Here is a 17,754-nt window from a genome sequence, read left to right as displayed (position 1 = left end):
GGAGGAGAGAATGTTTAACAAAGCGAAGGGTCTGATGGCTGCGGCGATCGTGACCATGGCGGGCGTCTTGCCCGCTCAGGCGCAGGACGGGGCCGAGTTCTATCGCGGCAAGACGGTGAACTATATCGTCGCGACCGAACCTGGCGGGGGCTATGACACCAATGGTCGTCTGGTCGCAAAATATATGCAAAAGCATCTGCCTGGCTCGACCTTCGTCGTGCGCAACATGCCGGGTGCGGGCCATATGATCGGTGCGAACTACGTCTATAGCGCCGCCCCGGACGGGCTGACGCTGGGGACGTTCAACACCGGCCTGATCTATGCACAGCTGACCGAAGATCGCGGGGCGAAGTTCGACCTGTCGAAAATGTCCTGGGTCGGCAAGCTGGCCTCGGATCCGCGTGTTCTGATGATGGATAAAAAACTGGGCATCAAGACCGTCGATGAGCTGAAACAGCTGAAAGAGCCGGTCAAGTTTTCGGCCGCCGGTGTAGGCAGTGCCTCGACCACCGAGACCGAATTGCTGATCAAGGCTCTGGACCTGCCGGTCAAGATCATCACCGGCTATAATGGCGAAGATGGGCTTTTGGCGATCCGTCGCGGCGAAACCCAGGGCTCGCTTGGCGCGCTGTCGTCCTTCGAGCCTTTTGTGAACGAGGGGCATGGCGTTTTTCTGGCACAAATCGGTGGTGCCACCACTGATACCCCGCAGCTGACAGCCGAGGGCAATCCGGCAGCCGCACAGGCGATTGCGCTGATCGCCTCGCAGGGCAATATTTCGCGTCTGACGGCAGCCCCTCCCGGCCTGTCCGAGGAGCGCTTGGCAACGTTGCGCACCGCCTATGAGGCAGCAGTAACCGATCCAGAGTTTCTTGAAGAGGCCAAGATGCAGGGTCTGCCAGTTGACCCCGCCTTTGGTGCGGATGTGGCCAAAAGCGTCAGTGAGGCGCTGAACCAATCGCCAGAAATGGTCGATTATCTGAAGGCCACACTGAAGTCGAAATCGAAATAAGCCTTAGGCGCTGCACCATCAAAGAGGCCGGAGTATTCCGGCCTCTTTTTACGTCGGGATCCCGGCCATATCGAATGCCAGATAAAGGCACGCCATTACCAAAAGCAGCGTGTAGGGACCGCGTTTGGTCAGGTTAAGGAACGCCATCGCACCTATGATGGCGATCACATCAACTAGGCTGGGCGCAAACAGCCGGACAATTGATACGGCCCCTGCCAAGATCAGCCCGACCGCGACCGGGACCAGCCCCTTTTCGATGGCGCGGACCAAGGGCGTCTGGCGATGTCTTTGCCATAGCCGCCCGACGGCGCATATCAGCAGCGACGATGGCACGAAGATCGCAAGGCTTCCGGCAATCGCACCGGCCAACCCGCCGATTTTCCAGCCAATCAGCGCGGCAATCAAAGTGCCCGGGCCCGGTGCGGATTTCGAGATTGCAAACAGGTCGGTGAATTCCCGCGCGGTCAGCCAGTGTTGGACCTCGACGGTCTGTTGCTGAAGCCCGGCGTGGATCGTCTGCCCACCACCAAATGACAGCAGCGACAGTGGGATGCAGATCAACACGAAGGTCAGAATGTCATCAGTTTCCATACGGACGCACCTTGGCCATAAGAATATGCGCGGCGATGCTGGCGGGTATGGCGATGCAGACCACCCAGACCATCGGCCACCGAAGAATTCCAACGCTTACGAACACAGCGGCCGCAGTCAGAATCGGGACCGGATTGCGTCCCAGCCGCCGTGCGCTCTTAAGCCCGGTCGTCAACATCGCCGCCAAACCCACGCTTGTCAGCCCGGCCAGCACAGCATGGACATGGGGAATGTCGCGGATCGAAGTGTAGAGGCTGCCAAGAACGAGGATCATCACAAACGGCGGCAGGATCATGCCCGCCGCCGCGATTGCTGCACCACGATAGCCGCGCAAATACATGCCGGTCGATACCGCAAGGTTGACCGGATTGGCGCCCGGCATGGTAAGCGCAACGGTCAGCAGGTTCATAAACTCGTCCTCTGCGATCCATTTGCGCCGTTCGACAACCTCGCGGGTAATCCAGCCAAGTGAACCTCCGCCGAACGAGACCGAGCCAAGTTTGAAAAACGCCCAGAATATGTCTTTCAGGGCGATGGCGGGCGGGGACGTGCTTTGTTCAAGGATCGTCATCTTGCCTCATTTCGAAAACACAACCTTGGGCGGCAGCCTGCGCAGGGCTTGGGCGAGCGAGCCTGGCTGATGCCCGTGTCTTTGCCGGGGGCAAAGGCTTTTGGCTGCCCCCTTGCGCATCAGCGTCCCGTCACGCGCAAACTAGTGTGTTTCGGTCGCGGTTTTCAGCAGCTGCACCACTTCGGGCGTTTGGTTAAGGGCAGCTTCCACCAATGCGCCGACCCGATCGCCCGGCATCGGATCGACAGGCAGGTCGATCCTTTTGGCCTTTTCGATGAATTCGGGATCGCTGACAGCCATCACATAGGCATCTTGCAGCGCAGAAAGCCGATCGGCAGGAACCCCCGGCGCAATCGCGGTCCAGCGGCCAAGCTGCCCAAGGGCTGCAATCAGCTCGACCGCCGCGCGGGCATCGTCATCCGCGGTGAAATCGGCGAGTTGCGGCACATCGGTCTGAGTGCCACCGATCTGGGCAATGAACCGGCCATGGCCTTCGGCTACGAATTTCTCGAATTCTGAGCGCGAACCAAGCGTACCCACGACCTCGCCGCGCATCATCGCAAGCTGACCCTCGTTGCCATTATAGCCCGAGATCACCTGTACCGGCAGATCAAAGCTCGACACCAAAAGTGTCGATTCCACCATCGAGCTGCAGCCAACGCCGCAGGTTGCGAATTTCACCCGCTTTTCGGCTTTGGCCAGATCTTCAAAGGATGTGATGCCGGAATCTTTGCTTACGACGATCACCCTTGGATCGCTGGTCAGCTTTCCCACCCAGCCCATCGTCTCAAGATCGAATTTCAGCGCCGGATTTTCGGAAAGTTGGGCATAGATCAGGCCGGTGTTGAAACTGCCAAGCGTCAGGCCATCGGGCTCGGATGCATAGATGTAATTGGCCCCGATCATCCCGCCCGCGCCGGCCATGTTGCGCACGACAAAGGTCGAGCCGGGCAGGTGCTTTTGCATATATTCGGCGACCAAGCGTCCGTTGGTGTCATAGACCCCACCCGGAGAGGTTGCGACGATATAATCGACGACCTTGCCTTTGAAGAACGCGGAACCATCATCGGCAAATGCCGGCGCGCTAAAGGTGGCCATCAGACACAAAGAGAAAAGAAAGTCTTTTGTTTTCATTTGGTTTTCCTGTCGCATTTGCGCGCCATTAACCCGCATCACCAGGCGGGACGGCACCGCGAAAGTGGAAGTCAAAGTGGGATTTACAGTTCCTTAATGCGGAACGATGTTCTTATGTTAGGAGGGATGCATTTGCAGGGCAAGATGCTTGTCATCCGCTGCGACCTCAATTTGACGTTGATGGGAGAGGTCAGTCGCCGGTGATCTGATCGCTGCAAGGCAGCCTTTGAAAGCAGGGGACAAGAGCCCTGTGATGGGGGAGTGCTTTTGTCACGAGCTTGGTGTGCAGTGTGGTCATGACCGCTATCCAAAGCGCAGGATTACATGTGCCGCGCTGCGGCCATCTCCGTCCCAGAACCTGAACGATCAGCATTTGCGCCAAGTGAAAATCCTGAAATGGCCGCTTTTTATCAATGTCGCGCCAAAGGGCACGGCAGACAGGCGTTGATTGGCTGAGGGGGGGAAAGTCCTATGGCCATCGCCACATCGCCACATCGCTAAGAGCGACGGCTGAGGGTTTAGGAGCTGGAGAGCCGAACCACGCCAGGCAAGCGCCCTTGCCTATGTCCTGACCCTAAGCGGCTTTCCCGCGTTTGGGCGCACATTCGGACGGGTGGCGGGCAGGCCCGCAAACCCTTTGTCAATTACACCCATGCCCGCAAGGTTGTCGCTGTCGGGGCGCTGTCGGATCGGGCGACGAGCCATGCCGTCGTTCGTAGGGCTTGGACCGATGTCGCGTTGCCTCTCAGCTGACCCCGCCGCTAGTTTTATGGCGGTGGCCCAAGCTGACCTGAACAATAGCAGGCCTATGTTTCAAACCCACGACGCCTCTCAGGGTGAAGACTTTGAGCGGGGTCACCTTTCCTGATGCTGAAAGCGCGCCAGTTCGATGTTGCAGGCATCGAGCGCTTCTTCAAGGTTGGCGATAAGCTGGATCGTTAGCGGTGGGACGTCATCAGTCTCGTTGTCATAGATCTTCAGCTCGACAAGCTCTGCGTTCTTATACAAGCGATCGGCGGCAAAATAACCGGCGACACCACGGATGCGGTGGGCGACTGCGCTAAGGGCTTTGAAATCTGAAGTTTCCAAGGCCACACGCAATTGGCGAGGGCAGTCAGAAAAGTCGCGAATGAACAGCTCGATCATCCGCTCCATCCGGGCGTGATCCCCGCGCACCCGCATAAGCGTCTGCGACAGATCGATGGCCGGCGAAAGCTGGCGCGCGCTTTCGGTTGCACGGCGCTGCTCTTCGAGAACGGTGACGATGGTGGAATACATCAGCTTTTCATCGATCGGTTTGGTCAAATGGGCGGACATTCCGACCAGCAGCGTGGCCTCTCGGTCTTCGACACCGGCCTGAGCCGTCAGTGCGATGACAGGCAAATCATGCAATGCGGGATTGTTGCGAATGCGGCGGGTGGTTTCCAACCCGTCCATTTCCGGCATCTGCATGTCCATCAAGACGACGTCAAAGCGGCTGGCCTCAAGCCGGTCCAGAGCCTCAAACCCGGATTCCGCCGTCGTCACTTGGACGCCCGCAAGTTCAAGAAAGTCCTTGGCGACCTCAAGGTTGAAAAGATTGTCGTCAACGACCAACACCCGGCTGCCGCGCAGGATCGCAGGCGTGCTAGTCGCTACCTCCTTGCCGCCCGCGCTGTGCGATGGTCCGCGAACGTCAAAGATCAGCTGAATGGCGTTGAACAGCATGGATTCGGTAACCGGCTTGATCAAAAGCCCTTGCAGTTCCAGCGCGTCGACGTTGCGCATGATTTCATCGCCCGCATGGGCAGTAACCATCAGAACCGCTGGGGTTGTGCGCAAGAAAGCATCATTGCGGATTTTCCGCGCCGTCTCGATCCCATCCATGCCGGGCATGCGCCAATCCATCAAAACCACGTCGAAAGGACGGTTCTGGGCGGCCGCCTCGTGCAGCATTGTAATGGCCTCGGCACCAGATGGGGCGCATTTGGCGAGAACCCCAAATTGCGCCATCATCGACGAAAGCGTCTCGCGCGAGGAGGCGACATCATCAACGATCAGCGCGCGTTTGTTCTTGAACATCTGTGAAGTTGCGCTGGTGATTTCTAGCGGGGTCTGAAGCGAGGTCGTGAATGAGAACGTGCTTCCGCTGCCGGGCTGACTGTCGACGCTGATTTTGCCGCCCATCAGCTCGACTAGCTGCTTGCTGATCGAAAGCCCCAGGCCAGTGCCGCCAAAGCGTCTTGCAGTACGGGTATCGGCTTGGGCAAAGGGCCGGAAAAGCGCCGACATCTGATCGTCATCAAGCCCAATGCCCGTATCGCGAACCGAAAACCTGAGAAGAGGCGGGGCCGATTCAATCTCATTTGGCTGCAAATCAACCGAGACAACGATTTCGCCCTTTTCGGTGAATTTCACCGCATTGCCGACCAGGTTGATCAGGACTTGCCCCAATCGCAAAGGGTCACCCCGTAGCTGCTTGGGGACAGCGGGCGAGACGGAATAAACGATCTCCAGTCCCTTCTCCTCTGCCTTGAGCGAGGTCGCGTTCGACAGGGTTTCCAGAATGGATTCCATGGTGAAATCGGCGACCTCAAGTTCCAGGCCACCTGCCTCGATCCGAGAGAAGTCAAGAATATCGTTGATAATGCCCAAAAGGATGCGGGCGGACGTGTCGATCTTGTCGAGATAGTTCTGCTGGCGCGGGGATAGGTCGGTCTGCATCGCCAGCCGCGTCATGCCGATCACCGCATTCATCGGTGTGCGGATTTCGTGGCTCATTGTGGCAAGGAACTGACCTTTGGCGCGCTCTGCGGCCTCGGCCGTTTCTTTGGCGTGGCGCAGCGCTTCGGCGGTTTCATAGGCGCGCGTGACGTCAAGGATGATGCCATCCCAGATGCGTCCCTCGTCCTGGGGCCGAGGTGCTGAACGGATCTGCAGCCAGCGGATTGAACCATCGGATGTGACAATCCTGAAGTCACATTCGAAGTTGCTTTGCGCAATCGTCGCCTTTTGCGACGTCTCAAGGTAATGGGCACGGTCATCTTCGTGGATGGCCTGCAAAAGAAGGGACGGATCAGCGATCAACGCCTCGGCTGTGACACCGATCAGGCGCTCGATCCCGGCGCTGACGTAAGACAGATGCATCTCGTCGCTTGAGATCGGGGCGCCATTCAGGCCAATCTCGGGGGAAAGGTAATCAATTCGGTAAAGCGCACCATTGGGCAGGCTATCGGCAATGGCCGCCATTTGCGCGCGCGTCGCCTCGCGTTCGCTGACATTTTGCACTGTCCCCGATACCGCGATGACCTGACCATCATCGTCGCGCAATGCCTGACCGCGAATTTCCGCGGCAAAGCTGCCCCCGGTCGGGGAAAAGTGGGTAACATCGACGCCGTAGGCCTCGCCGGTCTTGATGCAATTTTCGATTGCCGCGCCCACACGCGCGAAATCGGCCGGGGGCATCATTTGTTGCAAAGATGCGATTGTGATTTCCTTGCCGGGTTCGATGCCATTCATCTCAAGCATCATATCCGAGGAGGTGAAAACGCTGGTCCTTGGGTCAAGCGTCCATGATCCGATGCGGGCAAGGCGCTCGGCCTGCTGCAGCGAGAAATAGCTTTGCTGCAGCTGACGCTCGGCCAAATAGGTTTCGGTAACGTCGCGAATGACGCAAATCACCCGCGCCTGGGCAAAGCCCACGGCCGGGACCAGACGTCCGGCGGCCATGACCCAGCGCAGCCCATCGTCCTTGCAGATCAGGCGAATTGGGATCGCGTCGCGATTGACCTCGGAGGCATTTTCCAGAACCTCGGATTGCAGCAGCGCGCGATCCTCGGGGTGGACGCAATCCAGCAGGGTCTCGAGGCAGATGTCCTGCTCTGTCAGCCCGAAGATCCGGCACAATTCGTCATTGGCGATCAGGCTTCGGTCATCAAAGTGGTAATCCATGATGCCCAGTCCGCCCACTTCGGCGGCCAGGATCATGCGTTCCTGTTCTAGGCGCAGCTCGTTTTCGGCCCGTTTACGCTCGGTAATATCGTGCGAAAGTGTGACCAGCCCGGTGACACGCCCTTCGGCATCTTTACGCGCCGTGCGGGTGGTCAGGAAAAATCGCTCTGTGCCGAAATGCATCAACCGTTCTTCGACGGTGGTCGTCCCGCTTAGCATCGCATCTGGGCTATGCTTGAAAAAGTCAGGCATTGTCGCGGCATTGGCGTCCTGATCCAGTGACCGTCCCAGCAGTTCATTGGGATCGCAACCCAGCAGGCGCCCTGCGGCCGCATTCAGCTGAAGAAAGCGTCCCTCGCTATCGGTCAAGGAAATGGCATCGGTGGCCGTATCCATGATCGCCATCAGTCGATCCGAGCTTTCCTTCAGCTCGAGCGTACGATTGAGAACGCGCTTCTCCAGCTCGTCATTCAGATCCTGCAGCGTTTTGCGCGCTTCGATCTGCTCGCTCAGGTCGCGGGCAATGCCCAGAAAGATCTTTTCGCCCGCAAGTAGGTGGCAGGAAATCTTGACCTCGACCGGAAAGGTCGTGCCATCCTTGCGGGTATGTGTGTCAAAAATCTGGACCGAAGCGCCGGGCGGTGTGATGTCATAGATGTCCTCTTTTTCCTGTTGGGTCAGGTCAAGAGACAGATCATCTGCCTTCATCTGCATCAATTCGGCGCGGGTGTAACCCAAAGATTCACAGGCGCGGTCATTGACGTCCAAGAGGCGGCCCTTGTCGTCATGCATGTAAAAGGCATCAAGCGAGTTTTCAACGAGCAGGTGAAAGCGTTGCTCGGCCAGCCGTCGCCCCTCTTGGGCGCGGCGCAACTCGTCCAGTTTACCGCTGACGTCGGCCGTAGCCATGCTTTGCAGCGCCAGTTGATCCTCGATCGCGCCACGCATCAGCCGCGCAAGACGCAGGTTCGGTTCGGAAAAGACTGCGGGATCTTTGGCCAGCAGTTCGATCAAGCCAAAATGCGTGCTATCGGCATGAAAAACCGGCAGGATGAACTGACCCTCGCGGACAAAGCCATCATGCTGGCCTGCCCAGTTGTTCTGCACGGAAAATTCCACGGCAAGGGGATCGGTCTTGGCGCTGCTATGCTGGGCCAAGACCTTGAAATCGCCGTTGGAAACGCAAAACAATCGGACCAGATCGGCGCCGGTGATTTCCTGAAGGCTGCGAATGGATTCAACCCAGCGCGTCGGCGGGTTTTTCAGGTCGAAAGAGGTCTGAGACATAATATTCCTGCCAGCGATCAGGGACGCATCATCGAAAGTTAGCTGACACCGGTTACAATGCGGTTAATTGATAAAATGCGCTTACTTCACTCAAAGGTTTACTCGCTCTCAGGTGGTATTGGTAGGCTGATCAGATGATTATATGCAGATTATAACCATTTTGGTGCCTATTAGATTTTTCCCGGCCACCCCATGGACGTATCTCGGGCGGGATACAACGCATAAATTGCGCGAAAGCCTGATTGCGTGGCCCTGCGCCAATGTGGGCCGGAACCTTTTGCCCAAAGGCAGGTTGGCATCGGCAGCGGCCCGGGTGAGGCCGCAAAGAGCAATGAGGGCAATCATGTCAGATTTCGTTTTCGCGCAAGAAGAGCGCGACGCACGCCACGGCCGCTTTACCGCGCGCCTTGCAGACCATGACGGCGAGGCCGAAATCACCTATACCCGACGCGGTCCGAACCGGATCAGCGCCGATCATACCGGGTCGCCCGACAGCTTGCGCGGGACGGGGGCTGCGGCGGCCTTGGTGGCGCATATGGTGTCTTTGGCGCGTTCCGAGGGGTTCACCATCATTCCGATCTGCCCCTATGTTCGTGCGCAATATCAGCGCCATCCCGAGTGGCAAGATGTCATGAGCGTTGCCCCCGGCGAGGATGTCACGATCTAGCCGAGGGCCGAAATGCTTGCCCGCGCCCCGCCCGCGAGTTACGGGCTAAGTGGCACCAAAGCGAAACCTTGATTGCCTTGGGTGACGTGAAAATCCAGCCCGCTTTCAGGCGGATAAGGCACGGTTGCCAGCTTTTGGCCGGTTGGCAGGTCGATGATATCGATGCTCATGCCGGATGAAACATGGCGTCGGATCAAAAGGTGACTTTCGGAGATGTCAAAGAAGGGCAGGTCCAGTTCAGGCTGTGCTGTGGTCGGGAAGTCTGTCCCGGTCACGAAATCGCGCAGCTGATAGCGCCCTTCGACCCCGTCCAGCCAAAGCCCATAGCGCCCACTGGGCGAGGGAAAGACAGGCCGACCTAGCATGGGGTCCGGCGGGGAAGGGGGGCGTGCCGCCTCGGGGTTGAGGTCCAGCAAGGCAAAGCCCGCCTCGTCCTGAAGCGGGATGAAAAAGCGTCGGGCATCGCAGGATAGCTGCCCTGTCGCAATCAGCTGATCGCGAAGATTGGCGTCATCTGCAAGCGGCGTGTCATAGATACCGTCAAGACTAAGGCGCGCATGGATGGAAAAGTCCCGGCTATCCAGCACGATCACCGCATCTGCGTCCGTCAGAAACGGCAGGAACCGCAAGCAACGGGTTTGGCCCAAACCGGCTAGAAAGACCGCCCCCGCAACCCGGTGCCGCATTTGTCCCTTGGGGTTCAGGATGATTGCATCGGGCCCGTCCTGCCGGATCACGCAATCGCCGTTGCAGGCCAGCGTTGCCGCTGAATGCAGGATATTTGCCGCTTGCAGATCGGAACAGGCGCGCAGATCACGGTTTTCGCTTTGTTTGCAATCTTGCCCGGAAGGCTCTGCTGCGGCCAGGCAGGGCGCAAGACACAGGGCGATGCCAAGCGCCAACGCCCTAAGGGGGCGTTGATCCGGCCACGCTCCTAGGCGCCCGCCGGCGCGACCGGATCGGGCCGGGCGGGAATGCCGGGTGTCAGCCGGGCTGCGATCTCGGCTTTGGTCAGCGGCGTTATCGGCTCGATGACACAGGTCCATGCCTGTCCTTTCAGCTTAAAGGTGTTTTGCCGCCGCCCCATGGTTTCGCCATTGTAATAGACATGGCGGCCGCGATCATCATTGGCGCGGTTCGTCTCGTTTTCAATGCGGCTGTAACCGGGAGAGGTTCCCTGGCCCAGGCGGGTATTCAACCGAGCCTCGGTCGTTCCGCGTGGCGTGATCAGCCCATCGCCAGACTTGCCTTGAAAGGCGCGGATCGCTGCAATTGTGGGATCATTCGGGTCGCTGGCAGTGACGGGCGCGCCCGGCTCGCCCTGGTAATGGCCGGTGCGGATCAGCGCCTCTTGTACGGCGCGCACATCTGGGGCGGCATTGGCGCCATTCAGCCCGACCGTACCTTGCAGACGCAACGTGCCATAGATGGAATCGGCGCTGGCCAAGGTTCCATTGGGATCATTCATGATCAGCCACTCACAATGCTGATCATGACGCCAGACGGCACCGATCACCACCATGACATGACCAAAGGTCGTCGCATGGGTCGAGGTTACCACCGGTAACCCCTTGGTCAGCAGCGCCCCCAGCCCATCGGCATAGGCACTTGGAATATTCTGCTCTTCTCCGCCTGCAGGACCTGTGGTGATGCGGAAACGGTCCGGGGTGGCAGCTTGGGCCAATTCGCCCATGGCACCGCGCAGATTGGTCCAATCCTGCCAATGGCGAGCGCTGTTTCCGGTCAAGGAAAAACTTTTGGGCGCGCGGTCATAGCATTTTTGCATGACGTTGCGGCGGTCCATCGCCTGTTGGCTTTGGCTGCCATCGCGGGCAGTCAGAATGGCGGGGATCTGCCAATAGCGGGCCTGCATTTCGGCCGAGCTGGGCATACACAGAACCGAACCCGAAAACGAGACCCCGCCCATGGTCTCGGGGGCGTCGTTTTGGTTGCGATAGGGCACCGAGAGCGACAGGGTTGCCATCTTGACCGACACCTGAAGCGTCGGCACGCCGCCCAAGGGCATGCTCACCAGATCCGCGCCCGCATAGCGGTCGATAAAATCCTTGTCGCCAGGAAAACCACCTTCGCCCGATCCAAAGACATCCTGAACCTTGGCGATAAAGTTGCGCGCCTCGCCGCCTCGGGCCTGACGGCTGGTGGGGTTTATGTCCGTGATCTCAAGGGTGAATTCCTCGCGTTTGACGCGTCGGTCCGGGTTTTCGTAAACGGCTTTGATCCGCACACGCCCCTCGCTGGCGGTGACGGTCCCTGCGACGCGCCCCTCGCGGTCGGATGTGCCGATGCGGCTGCCATTGCCCCAGACAGTCACCCCTTGCAATGCAATGTCACCCGCGTGACTTTGCACGGATAGGACAATGGCAATGGGGCATCGGACCACATCGCTGCCCAAGGTCGAATTGGGCACGCCTGCGAGGCCGCGCTGGGCCGCATCGGCCGAGGCCGAGCCGCCGGGGACGGGAATGCCGATGCGGCGCGCGGCTTTTCCGGTCGAACTGCCCAGCTCGCCCAGAAGCGAGCTGATCATCTCGCGGATCGAGGGGCTGGCGGTCTGAGCTTCAGCCATGGGCGGTCCCCCCTTCGGATACGGGCGACAAGGTCAGGAAATGCAGCATCGCGGCTGCGACCCGCGCCGAGCGCGCGGCAGGGTCTTCGGAACCTTGGGCATGGGCAATGGCCAGCTCTTGATAGCGAGGGTCGTGGAAAAAGAAGATCCCCAGATGCAGCGACAAGACCGAGAAGACGATGGCGACATCTGCGGGCATATTCTGTTGCACAATATTGCGGTTCAGCAAATCACAAAACCATTCCAGCGTGCGTTCTGGCATAATTGCGCTGCGGTCGGGCCAAGCGTTGCGCAGCAAATTCAGATGCAGCGCACGAGGCAGGGCTTGGCCATGCGGCTCGCCCTCGATCTGATCCAGCGCATCCTGGCAGGCCGATAGCAACACGACCGGATTGGCGCATTCCAGCCGCGCCATCTGTTGCCAGCGATTGGCAAATTCGGTGAGTGCAACCGGATCGGGGCTGCGCCTTGTCTGCCAGCGCTCATCGATCCAGCCTGCGCGGTCCAGTTCCGTCTGCAACAGCGGATTTGCCTCGAATGCATAGCCACACAGCACGCTCAGCGAGAGATAGCCCAGATGGTCGCGGATCAGCGTGATGCCAAGGTTATGCGAGCGCTCATAGCAGGCCTGCGCAAATTCGCGACGCTGGCTATCTTTTTGCAGGAACTGATCGTCTTCATAGGCAAATTCCAGAAAGGTGCAGGCCTCGTCCAGATAGCGTTGCAGCCGCAGATCACGCCCGGTCGAGCGGGCCTCTTCGGATAAAAGATCGGTCAGCTTCATGACGCACCATCGTGCGGATTGTCGTTCCATCCGCTGACCCCAGCGCCGCCTTGTGCCTCGTCGGCGCGTTGGCCGGTCAGAGGCAGCTCGTCGGGCGCGGGCTGATAGTCGCTTTTGAGCACATAACAGCTGTTGTCATGTGGCTGGGGGGCAAGGGTCAGGGGCAGGGGGCGAAAAAAAGCGCGCGGTCCGGCAAGGTGTTGGCTGCGATGCATCATCACCTGCGAGACCGGATCCCAGAAGCGGAAATAGACCCAATTGCCAGTCTCATCTTCAACGCGGGTGAATTTGCGCAGATGGCGCCACAGATCGCCAAGCGTTGCCGCGGACCTCAGGAAAAGCGCAGGACCAAATTGCCAAAGTCCGAAATTTTCAGCGCCTTTGGTGAACAGGCGACGGGTCAGGCGATTATCGGGATCAAGCGCCACCAGCCAGGGTGCGACATGGCCCCAATCCGCCTCGGCCGCGCCCTTGAACAGGCATCGGTGGGGCAGGGCTGTATTTGCCAGCTCTTCTGGAAGATTGTCGATCTTGGCGCCGTCAAGCAATGCGTAGCTGTGAAGGCCCTTCAACGCGCCATCCTGTCCAAAGACCAAAGGGGCCAGCGGATCGGGAATCGTTTGCTTGGGCCAGATGCCAAGCTGCGCATCCAAGGGCGTGATGTCCATAATCCGTGACAGTTCGACTTTGAACCTGCCCTCGGGGCGTGAACCGACCATATCGGGCCAAGGCCGGAGTGTTTTTTCATGCTCCAAATCTGGCACAAACATGCCGCGCCCTGCCCACAACTAAACGAATTTAAACCTTATCAGGGGTGGCGGGGGGCAGCAAGAATACAGTGGTCATATTAGGCATATAGCTTAATTCTTTTGCTGCTCGCGTTTTGGGCCGGGCCTTTGCCAAAGGGGGCGGCTGATATGATCATATCGCCTGTATCGGCAGTGCCGCAGGGCGGTTTTCGCCATGCGGCATGCCCGATGCGTTCAGCCCGCCTTGCCCAGATAGGGGATGGCGCCTGCCAGATCAGTGTCGTCGATCAGACGGAAGTGGCTGACCGAGCCTTGCTGGCGCGCTTTGGCGAAAGGGGCGTATTCGGGGGCGTTGGCAAATGCCAGAGCATCGGCCCGCGTGGGAAACGAGATCAGAGCGATCAAGGTCTCATCGGTTTTCTCGCCCTCAAGGGTTTCGATATTGCCGCTGCGCGACAGGTAGCGACCATTATAGGTGGCAGCGATGTCATGAACTTTGGCGGCATAATCCGCGATCCATGCGGGATCGGTGACTTTGACTTCGGCGATCAGATAGACGGTCATTTCTGGTCCTCTTACGGTGAAGCTTAGGGGTGTTTCCCGGATCGGCCGATCCGTCATGGGCAGCATAATCGCCCTGCGGCGGCGTGCAATCGTTGCGACAGTTTGCGGGGAATTCGCAGCTCATGGCATCTGCGGACTTTCCCTGCTCGCCTCATAGGGTTATGGCCGGGTAACCGCCCAACTCATTCGCTGTTCAGGGGGCCGCTTTTGCCCGATGCATCCATGACCTCATCCAGCCAGCCCGTGGCCAAGGCGCAAAAAGCCCCTGAAGCCGTGGCAGAAACCTTGGCTGTGCAGGTTTCGCATCTGTCGCTGAGATATGGCAGTCAGCTGGCGCTGGATGATGTGTCGCTTGAGGTCGCCCGGGGCAGCTCTTTCGCGCTGCTGGGGCCCAACGGGGCTGGGAAAAGCTCTTTGATGTCGGTGCTGGCCACCCTGAGCGAGCGCTTTGAGGGCGAAGTCGCGGTTGCGGGCCATGATGTGCGCCGCGCCTCGCGCAAGGTTCGGCTGTCGATCGGCATGGTCTTTCAGGACCCCAGCCTTGATGATCGCCTTTCCGCCGAGGAAAACCTGGACTTTCACGGCCGGGTTTACGGCATGTCTGGGCGCGCGCGTGCCGCAGCCATAGACCGGGTGCTGGATCTGGTCGAGCTGACCGACTGGCGCGAGGCGATCGTGCGCAGCTTTTCTGGCGGGATGAAGCGGCGGTTGGAAATTGCGCGCGCGCTGATGCATGACCCGCAGATCTTGTTTCTGGATGAGCCGACGGTGGGGCTGGACCCGCAGACGCGCGCCAAGATCTGGACCTATCTTGATCAGCAGCGCCGCGAACGTGGCCTGACGCTGTTGACCACCACCCATTACATTGATGAGGTCGAAAGTGCGGATCGCATCTGCATCATCGACAAGGGCCGCATCATCGCCGAGGGCAGCCCCGAGCAGCTAAAGGCCGATCTGGGCAAAAGCTTTCTTCATGTGGTGCCCGCAAGTGCCGCAGACCGCGCAGCGCTGCTGCAGGCCTATCCCACCGCCCATGCGATCGGCCCCGAGACGCTGGCCATTCCGGCCGAAGGCGATGATTTCACCCCGAATTTTCTGGCGCGATTTGGCAACCGCCTGCGCGAGATGCGGCTGGAAGCACCGACACTCGAGGGGGTTTTCCTTGGCTTGACGGGCCGAGTGTTGCGTGACCGCGCCGATGGGTTGCGCGATGCGCAGCGCAATGCCGGACGACGGGCAGGGCGGCGATGATCGCATTGGCGCGGCTTGCCGTTCTGGCCCTGTTGTTGGTGCTGTGGTCACTGATCGCGGCGCAAATGCCACAGGGATTGTTTGCCTCGCCCGGTCAGACTTTGGCTGCGGCCAAGACCATGCTGGCCGAGGGGCGGCTTTATCAGGCGGTTCTTGCCTCGTTGCAGGTCTATCTTAGCGGCATAGGCCTTGCGGCTCTTTTCGGCATCGGCATGGGGCTGCTCATGGGGGCTTGGCCCTTTTTCGGGCGTACCATCGACATCTTTGTCTATGCGCTGGCCGCAACCCCGCGGGTGGCCTTTGTGCCATTGATCATCGTGTTGCTGGGGCTGGGGCTGCAAGCCAAGGTGTTCATCGTCTTTCTAGGGGCGGTCATGCCGATCATCCTTAACACCTATGCCGGGGTCCGCGCGGCTGATCGCGATCTGATTGAAATGGCGCGCGCCGCCGGCGCCAGTCAGCGCCGCATTTTCGCGCATGTCATCTTGCCGGGGGCGGTGCCGTTTTTGGTCACTGGACTGCGTATCGGCGCGACCATCGGCCTGATCAATACTGTGGTTGCCGAACTTTACACGGCCGTGAAGGGTCTGGGCGGATTGCTGGCAACCTATGGTGCCAGCTTCCGCATGGCCGAATATTTCGTCGTCGTGCTAACCTTGTCGCTTATTGGTGTGCTTGTCACCGAAATGCTGCGCTACGCTGAAAACCGCCTGACCCGCTGGATGTCTGCGGGCGGACGCTGATTGATCTGATCTTAACCGGAGTCCCTTCGCATGACGCTGAAACCCGTTTGCCTTCTCACCACCATTGCGGCCCCGGTCATGCTGGCGCTGCTGGCCAGCACTGCGGCCCTGGCCGAGCCCTTTCGCCTGATCATCACCGATCTCGAGCCTCCGCTGGTTCCCAATTCGGTGGTCGATATCGCCAAAGAGGGGGGCTATTTTGAACGCGCGGGCGTTGATGTCGAAATCATCCGCGTGCAGCAGACCCCGATGGCCATGGCGGCCTTGCAATCGGGCGAAGGCGAAATGGCCAATGTCGCCACCGAAAGCCTTGTGCAACTGGTGGCGCAGGGTGCCAAGGATCTGCGCGCAGTCACCTCGCCCAACAAGGCACTGCCCTATCTGATCGCGGGCAAAGAGGGGATGACGCTGGATGGGCTCAAGGGGCAAAGCTTTGGCATTGGCCGGGTTGGAAGCCTTGATCATACGCTGTCGACCAAGGTTCTAAGCGACAAGGGCGTTGATCCGACCGGCCTTGAAATGGTCGCGCTTGGTCAGCCCAATATCCGCGCGCAGGCATTGGCCGCGGGTCAGGTCGGCGCCACGACCATGTCGATCGGCAGCTATCTGGCCTTGCCGGGGCATGAAAAACTGCCCGTTCTTGTGACCGTCGAGGATTATTACAAATCCGCACCGGTCGTATCCAAGGTCAATGCCGTCAAATCGGCGACATTGGAAAATCGTGGCCCCGAGGTCGAGGCCGTGATCGAGGCTTTGACCTTGGCCGCGCGCGATATGGCCAAGGATAAATCGGCATGGCCCGCAGCGATGGCCAAGCTGCGCCCCGATGTGGATGCCGCGACGCTTGATACTTTGGGTCAGGCCTTTCTGACCAGCTGGTCGGTCAATGGCGGGCTGCAAAAGGACGAGCTGACCTATTCGCAAGACTGGCTTTACCAATCCGAGGACTTCAAGACGCTGCCCAAGGTCACGTTGCAGGATTGGGTCGATTTCGGCCCGGCCGACAAGGTTCTGGCCAAGATCGGCGCAGCGGATGGCGATGTAGATCCGGTCTCGCGCTAAGTCATGGCGCAATCGGCACAAATCCTTTTTGACGATGTCTCTCTGGCGTTTCAGCCAGAGGGGGCCGCCGTGATCAAGGATCTGACGCTACAGATCCCCAAGGGCGAGGTGCTGGTCGTGCTGGGGCCTTCGGGCTGCGGCAAGACCACGCTTTTGCGTCTGATTGCCGGGTTGGTGACGCCCAGCAAGGGCCAGGTTTTGGTTCAGGGCCACCCGCCCCGGCCGGGGGCCGTCAGCGCCACGGTCTTTCAGAACTTTCGACTGCTGCCGTGGAAAACCGTGGCGGAAAACTTGGCCTTTGTGCTGCCCGATCTGCCCGCCACCAAGCGCGCCGCGCGCATCGAGCACTATTTGCACCTTGTCGGGCTTAGCCGTTTTGCCGCCAGCTATCCGCGTTCGCTTTCGGGGGGCATGCAGCAGCGGGTGGCCTTGGCGCGTGCGCTTTGTGCCGAGCCGCAGATCCTGCTGATGGATGAACCCTTTGCCAGCCTGGATGCTCAATCGCGCGAATTGATGCAGGGCGAGGTTCTGAAACTGTCGCGTAGCGGCCGCGATGGTGCAAGCCGGACGGTTGTTTTTGTCACCCATAGCGTGGATGAGGCGCTGCTTCTGGGGGACCGGATCTTGCTGATGTCGCCCCGGCCGGGTCGCATCGCTGAACTGATTGACGTTCCTTTTGCGCGCCAAAGCGGCGATCCGCGCAGTCATGCGGATTTCAATTCCTTGCGCGAGCGCCTATGGGGAGAACTCAGGCAAATGGTCCTGAACGATCCTCAATCCGATTTTTACGGTCGCGGCTAGCCCAAGCAGCCGCGGTCAGCC

General features: G+C 59.5%; 15 protein-coding genes. 6 read left to right on the top strand and 9 right to left on the bottom strand.

Annotated elements, in window-relative coordinates; genetic code table 11:
- Positions 1 to 10 precede the first annotated feature (10 nt).
- The gene (locus RTS12_RS06210; protein WP_312526539.1) at positions 11 to 1,012 is read left to right on the top strand and encodes a tripartite tricarboxylate transporter substrate-binding protein; all 1,002 of its coding nucleotides are present in this window, start codon (positions 11 to 13) and stop codon (positions 1,010 to 1,012) included.
- A gap of 48 nt (positions 1,013 to 1,060) precedes the next feature.
- Here the strand turns inward: RTS12_RS06210 and RTS12_RS06205 are convergent, their stop codons facing one another.
- The 4 genes from RTS12_RS06205 to RTS12_RS06190 form a co-directional block, all read right to left on the bottom strand.
- A complete protein-coding gene (locus RTS12_RS06205; protein WP_312526537.1) occupies positions 1,061 to 1,603 on the bottom strand; it encodes a chromate transporter in 543 nt (180 codons plus the stop codon).
- Entirely contained in the window at positions 1,593 to 2,174 is a 582-nt protein-coding gene (locus RTS12_RS06200; protein WP_312526535.1) for a chromate transporter, read from the bottom strand. Before RTS12_RS06200 ends, RTS12_RS06205 begins: the two co-directional genes overlap by 11 nt.
- 141 nt (positions 2,175 to 2,315) lie before the next feature.
- Positions 2,316 to 3,308, bottom strand: a complete 993-nt coding sequence (locus tag RTS12_RS06195) for a tripartite tricarboxylate transporter substrate-binding protein (protein WP_312526533.1) — start codon at positions 3,306 to 3,308, stop codon at positions 2,316 to 2,318.
- A gap of 855 nt (positions 3,309 to 4,163) precedes the next feature.
- Positions 4,164 to 8,525, bottom strand: a complete 4,362-nt coding sequence (locus tag RTS12_RS06190; protein WP_312526531.1) for a PAS domain S-box protein — start codon at positions 8,523 to 8,525, stop codon at positions 4,164 to 4,166.
- A 343-nt stretch (positions 8,526 to 8,868) separates the two neighbouring features.
- On the opposite strand from RTS12_RS06190, the gene RTS12_RS06185 reads away from it, so the two are divergent.
- Positions 8,869 to 9,192, top strand: coding sequence for a GNAT family N-acetyltransferase (locus tag RTS12_RS06185; protein WP_312526529.1), 324 nt, complete (start codon positions 8,869 to 8,871; stop codon positions 9,190 to 9,192).
- 38 nt (positions 9,193 to 9,230) lie between these two features.
- Here the strand turns inward: RTS12_RS06185 and RTS12_RS06180 are convergent, their stop codons facing one another.
- The 5 genes from RTS12_RS06180 to RTS12_RS06160 form a co-directional block, all read right to left on the bottom strand.
- Positions 9,231 to 10,094, bottom strand: a complete 864-nt coding sequence (locus tag RTS12_RS06180) for a hypothetical protein (protein ID WP_312526527.1) — start codon at positions 10,092 to 10,094, stop codon at positions 9,231 to 9,233.
- 32 nt (positions 10,095 to 10,126) lie between these two features.
- Positions 10,127 to 11,779 (bottom strand): hypothetical protein, encoded by a 1,653-nt coding sequence (locus RTS12_RS06175; RefSeq protein ID WP_312526525.1) that lies wholly within the window; start codon positions 11,777 to 11,779, stop codon positions 10,127 to 10,129.
- Entirely contained in the window at positions 11,772 to 12,563 is a 792-nt protein-coding gene (locus RTS12_RS06170) for a hypothetical protein (RefSeq protein WP_312526523.1), read from the bottom strand. Before RTS12_RS06170 ends, RTS12_RS06175 begins: the two co-directional genes overlap by 8 nt.
- Positions 12,560 to 13,333: a DUF4123 domain-containing protein gene (locus RTS12_RS06165; RefSeq protein WP_312526521.1), complete on the bottom strand. Its 774-nt coding sequence runs from the start codon at positions 13,331 to 13,333 to the stop codon at positions 12,560 to 12,562. The genes RTS12_RS06170 and RTS12_RS06165 overlap by 4 nt, the downstream gene beginning before the upstream one ends.
- 213 nt (positions 13,334 to 13,546) lie before the next feature.
- A complete protein-coding gene (locus tag RTS12_RS06160; RefSeq protein ID WP_312526519.1) occupies positions 13,547 to 13,876 on the bottom strand; it encodes a DUF1330 domain-containing protein in 330 nt (109 codons plus the stop codon).
- A gap of 207 nt (positions 13,877 to 14,083) precedes the next feature.
- On the opposite strand from RTS12_RS06160, the gene RTS12_RS06155 reads away from it, so the two are divergent.
- The 4 genes from RTS12_RS06155 (at position 14,084) to RTS12_RS06140 (ending at position 17,733) form a co-directional block, all read left to right on the top strand.
- On the top strand, positions 14,084 to 15,127 hold the full coding sequence (locus RTS12_RS06155) for an ABC transporter ATP-binding protein (protein ID WP_312526517.1): 1,044 nt from the start codon (positions 14,084 to 14,086) through the stop codon (positions 15,125 to 15,127).
- On the top strand, positions 15,124 to 15,870 hold the full coding sequence (locus RTS12_RS06150) for an ABC transporter permease (RefSeq protein WP_312526515.1): 747 nt from the start codon (positions 15,124 to 15,126) through the stop codon (positions 15,868 to 15,870). The genes RTS12_RS06155 and RTS12_RS06150 overlap by 4 nt, the downstream gene beginning before the upstream one ends.
- A 30-nt stretch (positions 15,871 to 15,900) precedes the next feature.
- Positions 15,901 to 16,932 carry an ABC transporter substrate-binding protein gene (locus RTS12_RS06145; RefSeq protein WP_312526513.1) on the top strand — a complete coding sequence of 344 codons (1,032 nt, stop codon included), beginning with the start codon at positions 15,901 to 15,903 and terminating at the stop codon, positions 16,930 to 16,932.
- Positions 16,933 to 17,001: 69 nt separating this feature from the next.
- Complete coding sequence (locus RTS12_RS06140; protein WP_312526511.1) at positions 17,002 to 17,733, top strand: ABC transporter ATP-binding protein; 732 nt, start codon at positions 17,002 to 17,004, stop codon at positions 17,731 to 17,733.
- The last annotated feature ends 21 nt before the right edge of the window (positions 17,734 to 17,754 follow it).

Source organism: Paracoccus sp. (in: a-proteobacteria) (assembly GCF_032007265.1).
In the GTDB taxonomy this organism is placed as follows: Bacteria; Pseudomonadota; Alphaproteobacteria; order Rhodobacterales; family Rhodobacteraceae; genus Paracoccus.
The sequence above is the reverse complement of the archived record's forward strand: the minus strand, read 5'-3'. Positions and strand labels throughout refer to the sequence as shown.